Source organism: Streptomyces sp. NPDC079167 (assembly GCF_040686735.1).
Lineage (GTDB): Bacteria > Actinomycetota > Actinomycetes > Streptomycetales > Streptomycetaceae > Streptomyces.
In genome coordinates, this window is record NZ_JBFBLO010000013.1 from 111195 (window position 1) to 126768 (window position 15574).

Consider the following 15574-nt stretch of genomic DNA (forward strand, 5'->3'; position numbering starts at 1 on the left):
CGGGGGCCGCGCGACTACTTCACGACGAGCGAGGACCACGACTGGACCCACTGCTCACGGTTCTTGGCGATCTTCTCCGGAGCGACGGTCGCCGGCTTGTCGACGACCGCACCGAACTTCGTGAAGAGCTCCGGCAGCTTCGCGTCCTTCACCACCGGGTTCACGAACATGTTCAGCGGCATGTCCTCCTGGAACCGCTTGCTGATCAGGAAGTCCAGCAGGGCCTTGCCGCCGGCCTCGTTCTTCGCGCCGTCCAGCAGGCCGGCGAACTCGATCTGGCGGAAGCAGGTGCCGGTGGCGACACCGGTCGGGGCCTCGGCGGGCTTCGGATCGGCGTACAACACCTCGACGGGCGGGCTGGAGGCGTACGAGACGACGAGCGGCCGGTCGGCCTTGGCCTTCTTGCCGCCCGCGGAGCCGGAGAACTCCTCGTTGTATGCCTGCTCCCAGCCGTCGACGACCTTGACGCCGTTGCTCTTGAGCTTCTTCCAGTAGTCCTGGTAGCCGCTCTCACCGTGGGCGGCGACGGTGCCGAGGAGGAAGCCGAGGCCGGGCGACGAGGTCGCGGCGTTCTCGGTGACGAGGAGGTTCTTGTACGCGGGCTTCAGCAGGTCGTCGAAGGAGTTCGGCGGGTCGAGCTTCTTGTCGGCGAAGTACTTCTTGTCGTAGTTGACGCAGATGTCGCCGGTGTCGACGGGCGTGACCCGGTGCTTGTCCGCGTCGAGCTGCGTGTCGGCCGAGACGCGGTCCAGGCCCTTCGCCTCGTACGGTGTGAACAGGCCGTTGTCCAGGGCCCGGGAGAGCAGGGTGTTGTCGGCGCCGAAGAACACGTCGCCGCGCGGGGAGCCCTTGGTCAGGATCTCCTGGTTGAGCGCTGCCCCGGCGTCACCGCTCTTGAGTACCTTGACCTTGTAGCCGGTCTCGGCGGTGAACGCCTTCAGGACGGCGTCCGAGGCGTTGAACGAGTCATGGCTGACGAGGGTGACGGTCTTGGAGCCGGCCCCCGTGTCGTCGGACGCCTTGTCCTCGGAGCCGCCGCAGCCCGCGAGCGCGGTGACGCCGAGTGCGGCGGCGAGAGCGGTCGCCGCGTACTTCGTCGTGGTGTTCATGGTGAATTCCTCCTGGAGGTGACCAGGAAGAGACGCGGCCCTGCCCGCTCGGCGAGCGGGCAGGGCGCAACAGCTTGAGTAAGGTCCGAACTTCCTACCCGGAATGACCCGGGCGAGGTTCAGAGGGTCTGCGGCCGACCTGTCCTCGGTGCCGCACTCTCAGCGCTGTGGCGCTCCCCTGTCGGAATATGAAGTTGATTTCCCGGCCAGGCTACACCGGCCGGATCACGCCCTACCGGCCGGATAGTGCCCGTCGTCCGTGGTGCCTCCTCAGCGCTCGGACGCCGCCAGCTGCCCGCAGGCGCCGTCGATCTCCTGGCCGCGGGTGTCCCGGACGGTCACCGGCACACCATGGGCGGCGATCGCCTCGACGAACGCCTTCTCGTCCTCGGGCCGCGAGGCGGTCCACTTCGAGCCCGGGGTCGGGTTCAGCGGGATGAGGTTGACGTGGACCCGCTTGCCCTTGAGCAGCCGGCCCAGCCGGTCGCCCCGCCACGCCTGGTCGTTGATGTCACGGATGAGCGCGTACTCGATGGAGATGCGGCGACCCGACTTCTCCGCGTACTCCCACGCGGCGTCCAGGACCTCACGGACCTTCCAACGGGTGTTCACGGGGACGAGGGTGTCGCGCAGCTCGTCGTCCGGGGCGTGCAGCGAGACCGCGAGGCGGCACTTGAAGCCCTCGTCGGCGAAGCGCAGCATCGCCGGCACCAGGCCCACCGTGGACACGGTGATCCCGCGCTGCGACAGCCCGAGGCCGTCCGGCTCCGGGTCCGTCAGCCGACGGATCGCCCCGACCACTCGCTTGTAGTTGGCGAGCGGCTCGCCCATGCCCATGAAGACGATGTTGGACAGCCGGGCAGGCCCACCCGGGACCTCGCCGTCGCGCAGGGCCCGCATGCCGTCCACGATCTGGTGCACGATCTCGGCGGTCGACAGATTGCGGTCGAGCCCCGCCTGCCCGGTGGCGCAGAACGGGCAGTTCATCCCGCAGCCGGCCTGTGACGAGATGCACATGGTCACCCGGTCCGGGTAGCGCATGAGGACGGACTCGACGAGCGTGCCGTCGTGCAGCTTCCAGAGCGTCTTACGGGTGGTGTCGTCGTCGCAGCTGATGTGACGCATCACCGACATCAGGTCGGGGAACATCGCCTCGGCGAGCTTGTCCCGTGAGGCGGCCGGGATGTTGGTCCACTCCGCCGGGTCGTGCGCGTACCGCGTGAAGTAGTGCTGCGACAGCTGCTTGGCACGGAAGGGCTTCTCGCCGGTCGCGGCGACTGCTTCCTTGCGCTCGTCGGGGGTGAGGTCGGCGAGGTGCCGCGGCGGCCGCTTGGCTCCACGGGGCGCGACGAAAGTGAGTTCTCCGGGCTTAGGCATGGTTCTTCCAGTGTCGCAGACACGCCGAGGTACTCAGGTCCGCCGGAGGACCGGGCGGTCACGGCCGGCGTCAGCAGTGGTTCCGCAGGGCGGACCGCATGTGGCGGTGGAGTTCCAGGGCGCGGCGGCGCATCCAGTAGCCCCAGGAGCAGAACACCGCCACCCCGGCGACGAAGATCAGCGGGGCGGTCAGTGAGCCGGCGACGATTCCGAGCACGAGCATGCCGGCCGCGATCAGGCCCATGCAGCCCAGCCAGTACGGCAGCCACCGGCCGCCCCGCTCCATCTTCCCCAACTGCTCGGCGACCAGTTTCTGCATGGTCGCCCGCTCCTCGGGATCGCTCGGCACCTCACGGTGCCGGATCCGGCGGTTCAGCTCGGCGATCCCGCGGGGGTCGATGCCGGCCGCACGGCCGGTCCTGCGACGCTGGGCGGCCACGATGCCGATGGCGACGGCGGTGAAGACCGCTGTCTGGATCACCCACCAGCCGAGGTGCCCGTCCCGGCGGAACAGGGCGTTCGCCCCCACTCCGAGGACGAAGATCAGCACCGCTTGCGCGGCGAGACTACGGTCGAGCCAGAGCTTCGACGCACGCACGGCGTCCTCCTCGAAAGCGACGGCACACTCTCTGTCGCCCACCGGGTACCCCACCGTGACCGACTCACCCCGCACACGGGTGTCCTTGCCGCCGGGGGGCATACGGAGCCCATGACTTCTGAGGTGTTGGTCGCGGCCGAACTCGCCGGTCGCTGGGAGGGCCCTCCGTGGTTCAGGTGGGCGTTCCTGGCGGTGTGGGTCCTGTTCGGACTGTTCCTGTTCCTACGGTTCCGCAAGAACGGCTGGAAGCTTCCCCGACGTCGTTGAGCAGACACGGACGGGGCCCGCTGTCCGTGTGGACAGCGGGCCCCGTCGAAGAGCCACTCGGGAAGTCGTCGCTCCGCTCAGCCGGATCCGACGAACAGCACCAGCAGCAGCCAGACGACCGGGGCGCTCGGCAGCAGCGAGTCGAGCCGGTCCATGATGCCGCCGTGACCGGGCAGCAGCGTGCCCATGTCCTTGATCCCCAGGTCCCGCTTGATCATGGACTCACCGAGGTCCCCAAGCGTGGCGCTGGCGGCGACGGCGAGGCCCATCAACAGGCCCTGCCACCAGCTCCCGCCGTCGATCAGGAACTCCATGCACAGGGCGCCGGCCACCATCGCGAAGCCGACCGCGCCGAACAGGCCCTCGCGGGTCTTCCCGGGGCTGATGCGGGGTGCCAGCTTGTGGGTGCCGAACCGCCAGCCCACGGCGTACGCGCCTGTGTCACTGACCACGGTCAGCAGGAGGAAGGTCAGCACACGCCAGGCGCCGTCGTCCGCGGTGAGCATCATCGCGACGAACGTCGCCAGGAACGGCACGTAGAACACGGCGAAGACGCCCGCCGTGACGTCCTTGAGGTACCCCTCGGGCGGCTCCGTCATCCGCCACACGAGCACCGCGAGGGCGGTGAGAGCCATCGCGACCCAGGCGCCCTCCGCCTCCCGCACATAACCGGCGACCACCATCGCGGCGCCGCCGACGGCGAGCGGCACGAGCGGAGCGTTGATGCCCTTGCGCTCCTTGAGGCGGGACGTGAGCTCCCAGAGGCCGACCACCACCGCCAGCACGACCACGCCGACGAAGACTGCCTTCACGATGAACAGGGAGCCGACCACGAGCGCGCCGAGCCCGAGACCGACCCCTATGGCGGCACGCAGATCACGCCCCGCACGCTTCTTCTGCGGCGGGGGCGACGGCAGCGGGGTGGACATGGGCTCCTGCGGCTTCTCGTCACGGAACAGGGGGCCGCTGACGCGCGCGGCGTCCCCGCTCCGGTCGTCGCGGTCGTCAGCGTCTCTACCTGCGTCGGGAACGTCCGGCACGATGGGCATGGGCCGAGTCTGCTGGGCGCCGTGCACATCGTATGCAGGACCCGCCGGAGCGCCCCCCATCTCGGGCGCGCTCCAGTAGCCGGCTCCCTGCGGGGCGCCCCAGGAAGAGTCGTTCATCAGACTTCGAGCAGCTCGGCTTCCTTGTGCTTGAGCAGCTCGTCCACCTGCGCGACGTACTTCGCGGTGGTGTCGTCGAGCTCCTTCTCCGCGCGGCGGACCTCGTCCTCGCCGGACTCCTTGTCCTTGACGAGCTTGTCGAGCGACTCCTTGGCCTTGCGGCGGATGGAGCGGATCGAGATCTTGGAGTCCTCGGCCTTGGTCTTGGCGACCTTGATGTACTCCTTGCGGCGGTCCTGCGTGAGCTCGGGGAACGTCACGCGGATGATGTTGCCGTCGTTGCTCGGGTTGACACCGAGGTCGGAGTCGCGGATCGCCTGCTCGATGTTGCGCAGTGCCGTCTTGTCGAACGGGGTCACCACGGCCATCCTCGGTTCGGGGACCGAGAACGAGGCGAGCTGGTTGATCGGGGTCAGCGCGCCGTAGTAGTCGGCGACGATCTTGTTGAACATCGCCGGGTGCGCACGGCCGGTCCGGATCGCGGCGAAGTCCTCTTTCGCGACCACGACGGCCTTCTCCATCTTCTCCTCGGCCTCGAGGAGGATTTCTTCGATCACCACGTGCTCCTGCGTGTCTTGAGCGGACCCGGCATCGTCGGGTCCTGCGGATCCTGCGTCGCGTCCTCACCTGCACGGTGTCCGACCGGCAGGCCGTTGTCCATCTTCTGGGCCGTCAGGCCCGGGTGCTCCGGTCGCTCACCAACGTGCCGATCTTCTCACCCTTCACCGCGCGGGCGATATTGCCCTCCGTGGTGAGCTCGAAGACGAGGATCGGGAGCTGGTTGTCACGGCAGAGAGTGATGGCGGTGGCGTCGGCGACCTTGAGGTCCCGGGCGATCACTTCGCCGTACTCCAGGGCGTCGAACTTCACCGCGTCGGGGTTGGCCTTCGGGTCGGAGTCGTAGACACCGTCCACACCGTTCTTCCCCATCAGCAGCGCTTCGGCGTCGATCTCCAGGGCGCGCTGCGCGGCGGTCGTGTCGGTGGAGAAGTACGGCATGCCCATGCCTGCTCCGAAGATCACGACGCGTCCCTTCTCCATGTGCCGCACGGCACGGAGCGGGATGTACGGCTCCGCGACCTGGCCCATGGTGATGGCCGTCTGGACGCGCGAGTCGATGCCCTCCTTCTCCAGGAAGTCCTGCAGCGCCAGGCAGTTCATGACCGTGCCGAGCATGCCCATGTAGTCGGACCGCGCCCGGTCCATGCCGCGCTGCTGGAGCTCGGCGCCACGGAAGAAGTTGCCGCCGCCGATGACGACCGCGATCTCCGCTCCGTCGCGTACGACCGCGGCGATCTCGCGGGCGATGGCGTGCACGACGTCGGGGTCGACTCCGAGTCCGCCGCCACCGGCGAAGGCCTCGCCGGACAGCTTCAGCATGAAGCGCCCGGAAACCGCGTCGTCGCGCTTGTGGTCACCCTGTGTGGCGTCCGCGCCCTTGTTCATGGAGATTCTCCTCGTGCACATACGAAGAAGGCCATTGCCGGTGGGTCTGTTGTCCCTCAGCGGCAATGGCCTCCTCGTCAGATCTGCGGTCGTCCGGCTGAGTGCGGCCGTCGACTGCACCAGACCCTATCGGGGTCCACCGTTGTTCGCGGACGGACTCAGATGCCGACCTTGATACGCGTGAAGCGCTTCAGGGTGACACCGGCCTCGTCCAGGACCTTCTGGACGGACTTCTTGTTGTCCAGCGCGTACGGCTGGCCCAGGAGGGTGGCCTCCTTGAAGAAGCCGTTGACGCGACCCTCGACGATCTTCGGGAGCGCGGCCTCGGGCTTGCCCTCGGCGCGCGTGGTCTCCTCGGCGACGCGGCGCTCGGCCTCGACGACCTCGGCCGGGACGTCCTCGCGGGAGAGGTACTTCGGGGCGAAGGCGGCGATGTGCTGGGCGATGCCCTTGGCCAGGTCGGCGTCGGCCTTGTCCAGCTCGACCAGGACACCGATCTGCGGCGGCAGGTCGGGCATGGTGCGGTGCATGTACACGGTGACGTAGTCGCCGGTGAACTGCGCGAAGCGGTCCAGGACGATCTTCTCGCCGAGGTTGGCGTTGGCCTCGTCCACGTACGCCTGGACGGTCTTGCCGGCCTCGATCTCGGACGCGAGGAGCGCCTCGATGTCGGCCGGGGAGGTCGCGGCGACGTGCGCGGCCAGCGTGTTGGCGACGGCCTGGAACTTGTCACCCTTGGCGACGAAGTCCGTCTCGCACTTCAGCTCGAGCAGGACGCCGGACGTCTTGTCCTCGGAGACGAGGGAGACGACGGCACCGTTCTCGGCGGAACGGCCTTCGCGCTTGGCGACGCCCTTCTGGCCCTTGATGCGAAGCGCCTCGACGGCGCCGTCGACGTTGCCGTCGGCCTCGTCGAGCGCCTTCTTGCAGTCCATCATGCCGGCGCCGGTGAGCTCGCGGAGCTTCTTGACGTCAGCGGCGGTGTAGTTCGCCATGAGTCTGTTTCTCTCTCGAAGTCTGAAAGATCTACGGGTGAACGGCGGGGGCCGGTGCACCGGCCCCCGCCGTCATTCAGCCGTGACTGACGGGTGTCAGGCCTGCTCGGCGTCCGCGGCCGGAGCCTCGGCGGCGGGGGCCTCGGCAGCCGGGGCCTCGTCCTGCTCGGCGGCGACGGCGGCCGGCTTGGCGTCCTCGTCGGCGTCCTTCTCGGTCTCGACCGAGGACTGGACCTCGGCCGTGGCCTCGGCGTCGTCCTTCTTGTCGCCCGCGAGCAGGTCACGCTCCCACTCGGCGAGGGGCTCGCCGGCGGCCTTCTCGCCCGGCTTCGAGTCACCGGTGGCGGCACCGGAACGGGCGATGAGGCCCTCGGCGACGGCGTCGGCGATCACGCGGGTGAGCAGGGTGACGGAGCGGATCGCGTCGTCGTTGCCCGGAATCTTGTAGTCGACCTCGTCGGGGTCGCAGTTGGTGTCGAGGATCGCGACGACCGGGATGTGGAGCTTGCGCGCCTCACCGACGGCGATGTGCTCCTTCTTGGTGTCGACGATCCAGACGGCGCTCGGCACCTTCTGCATCTCGCGGATACCACCGAGGGTCTTCTCCAGCTTGGCCTTCTCGCGGGAGAGGACCAGGAGCTCCTTCTTGGTGAGGCCGGAGGCGGCCACGTCCTCGAAGTCGATGAGCTCGAGCTCCTTCAGACGCTGAAGGCGCTTGTAGACGGTGGAGAAGTTGGTGAGCATGCCACCGAGCCAACGCTGGTTGACGTACGGCATGCCGACGCGCGTCGCCTGCTCGGCGATGGCCTCCTGGGCCTGCTTCTTCGTACCCACGAACATGATGGAGCCGCCGTGGGCGACGGTCTCCTTGACGAACTCGTAGGCGCGGTCGATGTACGACAGCGACTGGAGCAGGTCGATGATGTAGATGCCGTTGCGCTCGGTGAAGATGAAGCGCTTCATCTTCGGGTTCCAGCGACGGGTCTGGTGACCGAAGTGGACGCCGCTTTCCAGCAGCTCCCGCATCGTGACGACGGCCATGGCCGTACTCCTTGAGGTACTCGGTTTTCGCGACCGCAGGATTGCTGTCGCGCCTGACGCCCCGACGCGCCGTGCCACGAAGGACCGAGGAGCGCGGCCACCGTCCGCAGAGAGGGAGGTGGCGGGGCGTGCGAAGTCGACCCGGTGACCCGGATCGCCAGAAGAAGTGTACGGGACCCGCCGGGTCCAGGGTGACGGCGATGTCCACAACCCCTCGGCCGTCCACAGATCCGGGTCATGATCCCCACGGAACGGGCCTGCGGGAGATCGTTGCGTCATGTGCCGCTCACCTGGAGAAACCACCGGTCGGCCGCGTCCCGCGCGGGTGGCCGTCCTGCTCGCCGTACTGCCCGCAGCGCTGCTCGCCGTCCTGCTGGGCCCGCCCTCCGCGAGAGCCTGGGCGACGCCGCCTCCGGCCGGCGACCGTGTCTGGCCGCTCGCGGGCCGGCCCCTGGTCGTACGGGGCTGGGAGCCGCCCGCCGGTCCGTACGCGCCTGGTCACCGCGGGGTCGACCTCGCCGCCCCGCCGGGGACGCCTGTGCTGGCGGCGGCCTCTGGCCGGGTCGCCTTCGCGGGGCCGGTCGCGGGGCGCGGGGTGGTCTCCGTCGACGTGTCCGGCAGCGGGGACCCGCCGCTGCGCTTCACGTACGAGCCGGTGCGGGCGCGGGTCTCCGAGGGCGACGAGGTGGTCGCGGGGCAGGTGGTGGGGGCGGTCGGGCCGGAGCCGTCCCATTGCGCCTCCGGCTGTCTGCACTGGGGGCTGCGGCGCGGAGACGTCTATCTCGATCCACTGTCGCTGCTTCCTCCGTCACTGCTGCGACGGGGGCCCTCCAGGCTGCTGCCGGTGTTCGGCGTACCGGTCCCGGAGGCGGACCGGAGGCGCGCTCAGCCCCGGACGCCTCGCAGGACCATGGCCACGGCCGTGTCCGCCACGGTGCCCGGCTCCTCGGCCGCGCCCAGCTCGATCCTGCGCACCGCGGCGTCCACCGAGCCCTGCAGGAGCATGGCCGCGAGCCTCGGTTCGGTGTGGCCCAGGTCGGCGAGGGCCTCGACGATCATGGCGATCAGCCCGCCGTGCGCGGCACGGATCTTCTCCCGGGCGCCGGCGTCCAGTTCGCTCGCGGAGATCGCCACGACCGCGCGGTGCCGCCGGTCCCCGACGAGGTCGAGCTGCCGGCGCACATAGGCCTCGATCTTGCCCTCGGGCGTACCGGCCCGCTCCATCGCGTTCTCGACCTCGGCGGCCCAGACCGGGAAGTCGACGGCGCAGAGCTCCTCGACCACGGCCGCGCGGGAGCGGAAATACTCGTAGACGGAGGACCTGGCGAGGCCGGTGCGCTCGGCGAGGGCGGGGAAGGTCAGCGCCTCCGTACCGCCCTCGGACAGCAGGGAGCGTGCGGCGTCCAGGAGGGCGCCGCGCTGCATGGTCCGGTGCTCGGCCACGGAGGCCGCTCGAATCCTGGGCACCCCTCCACTCTACGGCGGCGGCGGTTCGAAGGGGGGTGCGCGTCGGCGGCCGGTTGGCCGAAGCCGCTCCGGCTCAGCGTCCGGCGTCGGCCAGCTTCGCCCGGAGCTGCAGCACCGATTTGGTGTGGATCTGACTGACCCTGCTCTCGGTGACACCGAGGACGTTGCCGATCTCGGCGAGGGTGAGGCCTTCGTAGTAGTAGAGCGTGACCACGGTCTTCTCCCGATCGGGGAGCGTGTTGATGGCGCGGGCGAGCAGCCGTCTGAGCTCGCGGTCCTCGGCGACCTCGACCGGGTTGTCGGCCGCTGTGTCCTCCAGGGTGTCCATCAGGCTCAGCCGGTCGCCGCCCTCCCCTCCGACATGCAGCAGTTCCTCCAGCGCCACCACGTTGGCGAGCGACAACTGGCTGAAAACCGCGTGCAGTTCCTCCAGGGCGATGCCCATCTCCGCGGCGACCTCGGCCTCCGAGGGTGTCCGCCGCAGCTGCGCCTCCAGCGTGGCGTAGGCGCGCTCGACGTTGCGTGCCTTCTGCCGCACGGACCGCGGAATCCAGTCCAGCGCCCGGAGTTCGTCGATCATCGCGCCGCGGATCCTGGTGATCGCATAGGTCTCGAACTTGATGGCCCGTTCGATGTCGAACTTCTCGATGGCGTCGATCAGCCCGAAGACCCCGGACGAGACGAAGTCCGCCTGCTCCACGTTGGACGGCAGCCCCACGCTGACCCGGCCGGCGACGTACTTCACCAGCGGTGAGTAGTGCAGGATCAGCTGCTCCCGCAGCCTCTCGTCACCGGTGGTCTTGTACGAACGCCACAACTCGTCGAGGGAGGAGGGCGCGGGAGGACGCACAGTGCCACGCGCAGCCGGTGGTACTGCCGCGCGGTCAGACCCGGAGGTGTGCTGGGGCATGTGGTGCCTTGAGCCGTTCTGCTGTGAAGTGCTGGGACGTGTCTCTGGGGCGGAATCCTTGTGAGCGTAGCGTGACTGAGGCGTTGCGGTGTGCGCAGGACAAGGGAACCGTGCGGTGCGATTGCGTACCAAATCCCTTGCCGTTCTCCCTCCAGCTGACGGGGGTGACGGCGAGGACCGTCACCGTTCACCCCGCCCCCGGAGGCCTGACCGGGTACCTCCGGGGCCATCTGCATCACCTTTTCACCCGAATGCTCCGGGTCAAGTACCGCCTCGCCGCGCGTCCCCATTGCGTGTCCGTCCCCGCGTCAACCTCCACCCGTCGCCCTCGCGTTCGACGAACCCCAGTGAGTGGAGTTCGTACAATCGCCCGAGGGCTTCATCCGTGGACGCTCCGGCACTTCTGGCCACGTCGCGCCCCTCCATCACGCCCGTCCCCGGCAGCGCGTCCAGCACCCGCGCCGAGGCGGCGTCGAGGAGGTCCCGGGGCAGGACGGGCCCGCTTCTGGCCGGAGCCAGCTCACCGATCTCCCCCACCAGTTCGGAGATCTCGGCGGCGTCGGTGACCAGGACTCCCTCACCGCGGAGGAGTTCATGCACCCCTGCCGAGAGACCGCTCGTGGCGGGGCCCGGGACCCCCATCGTGAAACGGCCCAGGCGCTGCGCGTTCCTCGCGGTGACCAGCGAGCCGCTGCGGTATTCGGCCTCCACCACCACGGTGCCCCTGGTGAGTGCCGCGATCACCCTGTTCCGGAGGATGAATCTGCTGCGCGTCGGATGGTCCGACGGCGGCAGCTCTCCCATGACCACGCCCTGTTCCACGATGCGTCCGATCAGCTCTGCGTGTCCCCGGGGGTAGGCCACGTCCACCCCGCAGGCCAGCACCGCCATGGTGGCGCCGCCCGCGGCCAGCGCCCCGCGATGGGCGGCCCCGTCCACCCCGAACGCAGCGCCGGAGACCACGACCCAGCCCCGCTCCGCCAGCCCTGCGGCGAGGGTCGCCGCCATGTGCGCCCCGTAGGGCGTGCAGGCCCGGGCGCCCACGAGCGCGACGGAGCGCAGCGCCCAGAGGCGCAGGTCGGACCGGCCGCGCACCCAGAGGCCGATCGGGCGCGCGTCCCCCAGGTCGTCGAGCTGGCTCGGCCACTCCCGGTCACCGGGGCAGACGAACCGCCCTCCGATCGCGGCAATCGCCGCCAGGTCCCTTCCGGGGGCGGCACTCGACGCCCGCAGGCGGTACCCGGCGAGCCGGGCCGCCGTCATCCCCTCCAGCGCCTGCGCCGGTGCGTCCGTGGCCGTGGCCGTGGCCGTGGCCGTGGCCGTGAGACGCCGTATCAGCTCGACGGGACCGATCTCACGGATCCAGCGGCCGGCGCGCTCGTCCCCGGCTCGAACACCCGGGTGAGGGCGGCGCGGGCCAGTCGCTCGGGCTCGCCGTGGGCCGGTGGGGCGTTCACCGGGCGCCCGCCTGCATCGGGACCCCCCGCTGGATGCCCGTCCGCAGCTCCAGCGCCACCGCGATGTCCGACGCGTCCGGGCGGTCGGCGGCCCTCAGGTCCGCCACGGTCCAGGCCACGCGCAGGACCCGGTCGAGGCCGCGGGCGGTGAGGATTCCCCGCTCCATGTCCCGCTCGGCCGCCATCAGGGCGCCGGGGGCCGCGACCAGCCTGGTCCGCAGCTCGTGCCCGGGCACCTCGCTGTTGGTGGTCCAGGGGGTGCCCGCGAGCCGTTCGGCGGCGCGCTCCCTTGCCGCCCGCACCCGGGCGGCCACCTCGGCGGAGGACTCCCCGCGACCGCCGCTCCCCATCAGGTCCGCCCTTCCGACGGGCTCGACCTCGACGCGCAGATCCACCCGGTCGAGTAGCGGGCCCGACAGCCGCGCCTGGTAACGGCGGACCGCCGACGGCGGGCATTCACAGCCCGCCCCGGCCAGGGTGTGCCTGCCGCACGGGCAGGGGTTGGCGGCCAGGACCATCAGGAAGCGCGCGGGCAGCCGGACGACCCCGGCCGCGCGTGCGACCACCACGTGTCCGGACTCCAGGGGCTGGCGCAGCGCGTCGAGGGCCCGCCCGGAGAACTCCGGGGCCTCGTCCAGGAAGAGGACGCCCCTGTGCGCCAGGGACACCGCTCCCGGCCGCGGCAGGCCGTTGCCACCGCCCACGAGTGACTGCATCGTCGCCGAGTGGTGCGGGGCGCAGTACGGCGCTCTGCTGATCAGGGGTTCGCCCGGCGGGAGGATGCCCGCGACCGAGTGCACCGCCGTCACCTCGAGGGATTCCTGCCGGGAGAGCGGCGGCAGAATCGCCGTGATCCGCTCGGCCAGCATGGTCTTCCCCGCCCCGGGCGGCCCGGAGAGCAGCAGGTGGTGTCCCCCTGCCGCCGCCACCTCCAGGGCCGTGCGCGCCCGGACCTGGCCCGCGACGTCGGCCAGATCGGGCCGGTGCGCCGTGCCGTCGGCCGACAGCGAGGCCAGCCCTGTGCCCAGGCCCGCTCCGGGCACCATCAGGCCGGCCAGCATCGTGTCGGGGCGTCCCCGGTCGGCGGCCGGCTCCTCGGGAACGGGTTCGTCGCCGAGGACGGCGATCAGCTGGCGCAGGCTCCGTACCCCGAGGACGGAGACGCCCGGCACGAGCGCGGCCTCCCCTGCGGTCTGCTCCGGGACGACAACGTGCCGGTACCCCGCTTCGGCCGCCGCGAGGACCGCGGGCAGCACCCCGCGCACCGGGCGCACCCTGCCGTCGAGCCCCAGCTCCCCGATCATGACCACATCGGCGATGGCCGCGGGGTCGATCCGCTCGGCCGCGCCGAGGACCGCACACGCGACGGCGAGATCGAAGCCCGAACCGCTTTTGGGCACGGAGGCCGGGGACAGGCCCACCGTGAGCTTCTTCTGCGGCCACTCCGCCCCGGAGTTGACGACTGCGGCCCTGACCCGGTCCCGGCTCTCCACGAGGCTCTTGTCCGGCAGTCCCACGAGCGTGAACGCCGCCACGCCCGGCTCCAGATCGGCCTGGACCTCCACCACCACGCCCTCGACGCCGACCAGAGCCACCGAGCACGCCCGCGCGAACCCCATCAGGCCACGCCCCGCACATGCTCGGCGACCGGGGCGCCACGCCTGGGCAGGATCACGCCGATCAGATCGATCCGGACCCCGCCCGGCGGGGGACCGCCGTGCCGTTCGAGCCAGATCTCGGCGAGCCTGCGCAGCCGCTCCGCCTTGGCCGGTGTGACGGCCTCCATGGGATGCTCGAAGGAGCCCGCCCTGCGGGCCTTCACCTCGCAGACGACCACCGCGTCGCCGTCCCTGGCGACGATGTCGATCTCTCCTGCCCGACACCGCCAGTTGCGCTCCACCACAGTCATGCCGGCATCCGCCAGCAGCCGTGCCGCCAGATCCTCGCCGTACCGCCCGAGTGCCCCCCGTGCGTTCATATCGGCACCACCTCCGGCACCGACTGTGACGTGCCCCGCCCGATCTGTTGGATCTTGGTGGACAACCAGACCGATGTGGATATCCCGGCCACTCGGACGAGTGAACCGGGATATCGGGGGAGCACGCCGGGATCAGCCGCCCGGAAGTTCGAGATCGCTCTTGTTGAGCTCCTCGATATTCACGTCCTTGAACGTCAGCACGCGGACCTGCTTGACGAACCGGGCGGGCCTGTACATGTCCCAGACCCACGCATCCGCCATGGAAACCTCGAAAAAGACCTCACCCTGGACCGAGTGCACCTGCATCTCGTAATCATTGGTGAGGTAGAAGCGCCGTTCGGTCTCGATCACATATTTGAACAGACCGACGACATCGCGGTACTCCCGGTAGAGCTTCAGCTCCATCTCGGTCTCGTACTTCTCGAGGTCCTCGGCACTCATGGCATGTTCCCCTTCAGCCGTGCGTCCCCCTATTGTGCGTCAGTCCCACGCACCCCTGGCCGATTAGACGATTTCGGGGGCGAGAACCAGCGGAACACTCGGGGGACCCTCGTCGAGCAGCGTGCGCAGCAGCCCGGCGAGCCTGGTCGGGTACACCGTCTCACGCGTGGCGAGAAGTTCGGCGGAAGTCCACCACCTCAGACCGGCGACACTGCGCAGCTCCAGCTCGGTGAGCCCCTTCTGGTCGGTCGCGGTCTGCGACGTACGGGCGAGGAAGTACCACTCGTCCTGGTCCCAGCGCCGCCCGTCGAACGGGAAGGAGCAGGCCCTCGTCCACAGCAGGGGACCGAGGCGGACATCCGTGATCCCGGTCTCCTCGGCGAGCTCACGCAGGGCGGCCTCCTCGCGGGTCTCGTCGCCCTCCAGGCCGCCGCCCGGGGTGAACCACCAGCTCTCGGCCGGGTCGGCGGGCTCGAAGCCGTGCAGCAGCAGGATCCGGTCGTCCGGGTCCAGGAGCACCACCCGGGCGACCTTGCGTGCCTCAGCGAGCACCGGCGGACACCTTCGGCCTCTTGCCCGCCCGCGCGGAACGCGCCGACAGCGGGCCGTAGGCGGCTCCTCCCAGGATGAGCACCAACCCCACCACGAGAGCACCCAGCTGCAACGGCAGCGGTCCCTCGGAGGACACGCCGCCGGGCAGGGACGCGAAGGCGTCGGGGCGGCCGATCATGCCGTTCAAGGGCCAGGCGACGGCGTCCACCCGCGCCTGGACGGCGCTACGCGGCACCGAGCCCTGTCCCGGTTCCTCCAGGTGCACCCGGGAGTCCATGGAGGTGCTGCGCTCGTCCCCGAGGAGGAAGAGCTGGCCCTCGGGCACATCGGCCGTGAAGTTCTGGGGCGAGGCCGGGGCGTCCCCGCCCGCCGGGATGAGGGACGAGGCGCCCTCGGCGCGCAGATACGGTTCCTCGATCGGCTTGCCGTTGACGGTGAGCCGGCCTTCCTTGTCACAGCAGGCGATCTTGTCGCCGCCGACGCCCACGACCCGCTTCACCATGGGCACATCACCCCACGTCGAGTCGCTGAAGACGACCACGTCTCCGCGCCGCACGTCGCCGCCTTCTATCCGCTCCGCGAGGACCCGGTCGCCGGCGTTCACGGTCGGCGTCATCGAGTCGGTCGGCACGGTGTACGGCTTGTACACCACCGCTCCCCAGGCGAAACCGCCGAGGAAGAGCACACAGCCGACGGCCACGGCCAGGTTCGACAACACGTTGCCGAGCCGGCCGCGGCCGTCGTCACGTTCTGATCCACTCATCCCAGCG

General features: G+C 70.1%; 15 protein-coding genes, 2 pseudogenes and 1 riboswitch. Of the genes and pseudogenes, 1 reads left to right on the forward strand and 16 read right to left on the reverse strand.

What is annotated here, in order from left to right; genetic code table 11:
* Positions 1 to 14: 14 nt before the first annotated feature.
* The 8 genes from AB0P41_RS26140 to rpsB form a co-directional block, all read right to left on the reverse strand.
* Positions 15 to 1109 (reverse strand): thiamine ABC transporter substrate-binding protein, encoded by a 1095-nt coding sequence (locus AB0P41_RS26140; protein ID WP_356713623.1) that lies wholly within the window; start codon positions 1107 to 1109, stop codon positions 15 to 17.
* A gap of 73 nt (positions 1110 to 1182) precedes the next feature.
* Positions 1183 to 1299: riboswitch (TPP riboswitch) on the reverse strand.
* An 80-nt stretch (positions 1300 to 1379) separates the two neighbouring features.
* On the reverse strand, positions 1380 to 2486 hold the full coding sequence (gene rlmN, locus AB0P41_RS26145; RefSeq protein WP_033304082.1) for a 23S rRNA (adenine(2503)-C(2))-methyltransferase RlmN: 1107 nt from the start codon (positions 2484 to 2486) through the stop codon (positions 1380 to 1382).
* Between the two features lie 70 nt (positions 2487 to 2556).
* Complete coding sequence (locus AB0P41_RS26150; protein WP_356713621.1) at positions 2557 to 3084, reverse strand: hypothetical protein; 528 nt, start codon at positions 3082 to 3084, stop codon at positions 2557 to 2559.
* Between the two features lie 344 nt (positions 3085 to 3428).
* Positions 3429 to 4517: a phosphatidate cytidylyltransferase gene (locus tag AB0P41_RS26155; protein ID WP_356713619.1), complete on the reverse strand. Its 1089-nt coding sequence runs from the start codon at positions 4515 to 4517 to the stop codon at positions 3429 to 3431.
* The gene (frr, locus tag AB0P41_RS26160; RefSeq protein ID WP_031100531.1) at positions 4517 to 5074 is read right to left on the reverse strand and encodes a ribosome recycling factor; all 558 of its coding nucleotides are present in this window, start codon (positions 5072 to 5074) and stop codon (positions 4517 to 4519) included. The genes AB0P41_RS26155 and frr overlap by 1 nt, the downstream gene beginning before the upstream one ends.
* Before the next feature lie 115 nt (positions 5075 to 5189).
* Positions 5190 to 5963, reverse strand: coding sequence for a UMP kinase (gene pyrH, locus AB0P41_RS26165; protein WP_356713617.1), 774 nt, complete (start codon positions 5961 to 5963; stop codon positions 5190 to 5192).
* A gap of 158 nt (positions 5964 to 6121) precedes the next feature.
* Positions 6122 to 6958 (reverse strand): translation elongation factor Ts, encoded by an 837-nt coding sequence (gene tsf, locus AB0P41_RS26170; RefSeq protein WP_356713615.1) that lies wholly within the window; start codon positions 6956 to 6958, stop codon positions 6122 to 6124.
* A gap of 96 nt (positions 6959 to 7054) precedes the next feature.
* Complete coding sequence (gene rpsB, locus AB0P41_RS26175; RefSeq protein WP_356713613.1) at positions 7055 to 7999, reverse strand: 30S ribosomal protein S2; 945 nt, start codon at positions 7997 to 7999, stop codon at positions 7055 to 7057.
* Between the two features lie 277 nt (positions 8000 to 8276).
* Between rpsB and AB0P41_RS26180 the strand changes: the two are divergent.
* Positions 8277 to 8729 (forward strand): annotated as a pseudogene (locus AB0P41_RS26180) (M23 family metallopeptidase); the annotation flags it as partial.
* 155 nt (positions 8730 to 8884) lie between these two features.
* On the opposite strand, the gene AB0P41_RS26185 reads toward AB0P41_RS26180, so the two are convergent.
* The 8 genes and pseudogenes from AB0P41_RS26185 to lepB form a co-directional block, all read right to left on the reverse strand.
* Positions 8885 to 9442: a helix-turn-helix domain-containing protein gene (locus tag AB0P41_RS26185; protein WP_356713754.1), complete on the reverse strand. Its 558-nt coding sequence runs from the start codon at positions 9440 to 9442 to the stop codon at positions 8885 to 8887.
* Between the two features lie 97 nt (positions 9443 to 9539).
* The gene (gene whiG, locus AB0P41_RS26190; RefSeq protein WP_356713611.1) at positions 9540 to 10376 is read right to left on the reverse strand and encodes an RNA polymerase sigma factor WhiG; all 837 of its coding nucleotides are present in this window, start codon (positions 10374 to 10376) and stop codon (positions 9540 to 9542) included.
* Between the two features lie 261 nt (positions 10377 to 10637).
* Positions 10638 to 11833, reverse strand: a pseudogene (gene dprA, locus AB0P41_RS26195) (DNA-processing protein DprA).
* Positions 11830 to 13452 (reverse strand): YifB family Mg chelatase-like AAA ATPase, encoded by a 1623-nt coding sequence (locus tag AB0P41_RS26200; RefSeq protein ID WP_365934486.1) that lies wholly within the window; start codon positions 13450 to 13452, stop codon positions 11830 to 11832. The pseudogene dprA and the gene AB0P41_RS26200 overlap by 4 nt, the downstream one beginning before the upstream one ends.
* Complete coding sequence (locus AB0P41_RS26205; RefSeq protein ID WP_356713605.1) at positions 13452 to 13811, reverse strand: YraN family protein; 360 nt, start codon at positions 13809 to 13811, stop codon at positions 13452 to 13454. Before AB0P41_RS26205 ends, AB0P41_RS26200 begins: the two co-directional genes overlap by 1 nt.
* Positions 13812 to 13943: 132 nt before the next feature.
* Complete coding sequence (locus AB0P41_RS26210; protein ID WP_003965949.1) at positions 13944 to 14252, reverse strand: DUF2469 domain-containing protein; 309 nt, start codon at positions 14250 to 14252, stop codon at positions 13944 to 13946.
* Between the two features lie 63 nt (positions 14253 to 14315).
* Positions 14316 to 14804: an NUDIX hydrolase gene (locus tag AB0P41_RS26215; protein WP_356713603.1), complete on the reverse strand. Its 489-nt coding sequence runs from the start codon at positions 14802 to 14804 to the stop codon at positions 14316 to 14318.
* Positions 14794 to 15567, reverse strand: coding sequence for a signal peptidase I (gene lepB / locus AB0P41_RS26220; protein ID WP_356713601.1), 774 nt, complete (start codon positions 15565 to 15567; stop codon positions 14794 to 14796). The genes AB0P41_RS26215 and lepB overlap by 11 nt, the downstream gene beginning before the upstream one ends.
* Between the last annotated feature and the right edge of the window lie 7 nt (positions 15568 to 15574).

What these genes read in the sequence shown, in the direction of transcription:
- AB0P41_RS26210 (WP_003965949.1), bottom strand. Translation starts at nt 14,252, where the DNA reads ATGAGTGCCGAGGACCTCGAGAAGTACGAGACCGAGATGGAGCTGAAG.
- lepB (WP_356713601.1), bottom strand. Translation starts at nt 15,567, where the DNA reads ATGAGTGGATCAGAACGTGACGACGGCCGCGGCCGGCTCGGCAACGTG.
- AB0P41_RS26205 (WP_356713605.1), bottom strand. Translation starts at nt 13,811, where the DNA reads ATGAACGCACGGGGGGCACTCGGGCGGTACGGCGAGGATCTGGCGGCA.
- pyrH (WP_356713617.1), bottom strand. Translation starts at nt 5,963, where the DNA reads ATGAACAAGGGCGCGGACGCCACACAGGGTGACCACAAGCGCGACGAC.
- rpsB (WP_356713613.1), bottom strand. Translation starts at nt 7,999, where the DNA reads ATGGCCGTCGTCACGATGCGGGAGCTGCTGGAAAGCGGCGTCCACTTC.
- rlmN (WP_033304082.1), bottom strand. Translation starts at nt 2,486, where the DNA reads ATGCCTAAGCCCGGAGAACTCACTTTCGTCGCGCCCCGTGGAGCCAAG.
- AB0P41_RS26200 (WP_365934486.1), bottom strand. Translation starts at nt 13,452, where the DNA reads ATGGGGTTCGCGCGGGCGTGCTCGGTGGCTCTGGTCGGCGTCGAGGGC.
- AB0P41_RS26155 (WP_356713619.1), bottom strand. Translation starts at nt 4,517, where the DNA reads ATGAACGACTCTTCCTGGGGCGCCCCGCAGGGAGCCGGCTACTGGAGC.
- AB0P41_RS26140 (WP_356713623.1), bottom strand. Translation starts at nt 1,109, where the DNA reads ATGAACACCACGACGAAGTACGCGGCGACCGCTCTCGCCGCCGCACTC.
- tsf (WP_356713615.1), bottom strand. Translation starts at nt 6,958, where the DNA reads ATGGCGAACTACACCGCCGCTGACGTCAAGAAGCTCCGCGAGCTCACC.
- whiG (WP_356713611.1), bottom strand. Translation starts at nt 10,376, where the DNA reads ATGCCCCAGCACACCTCCGGGTCTGACCGCGCGGCAGTACCACCGGCT.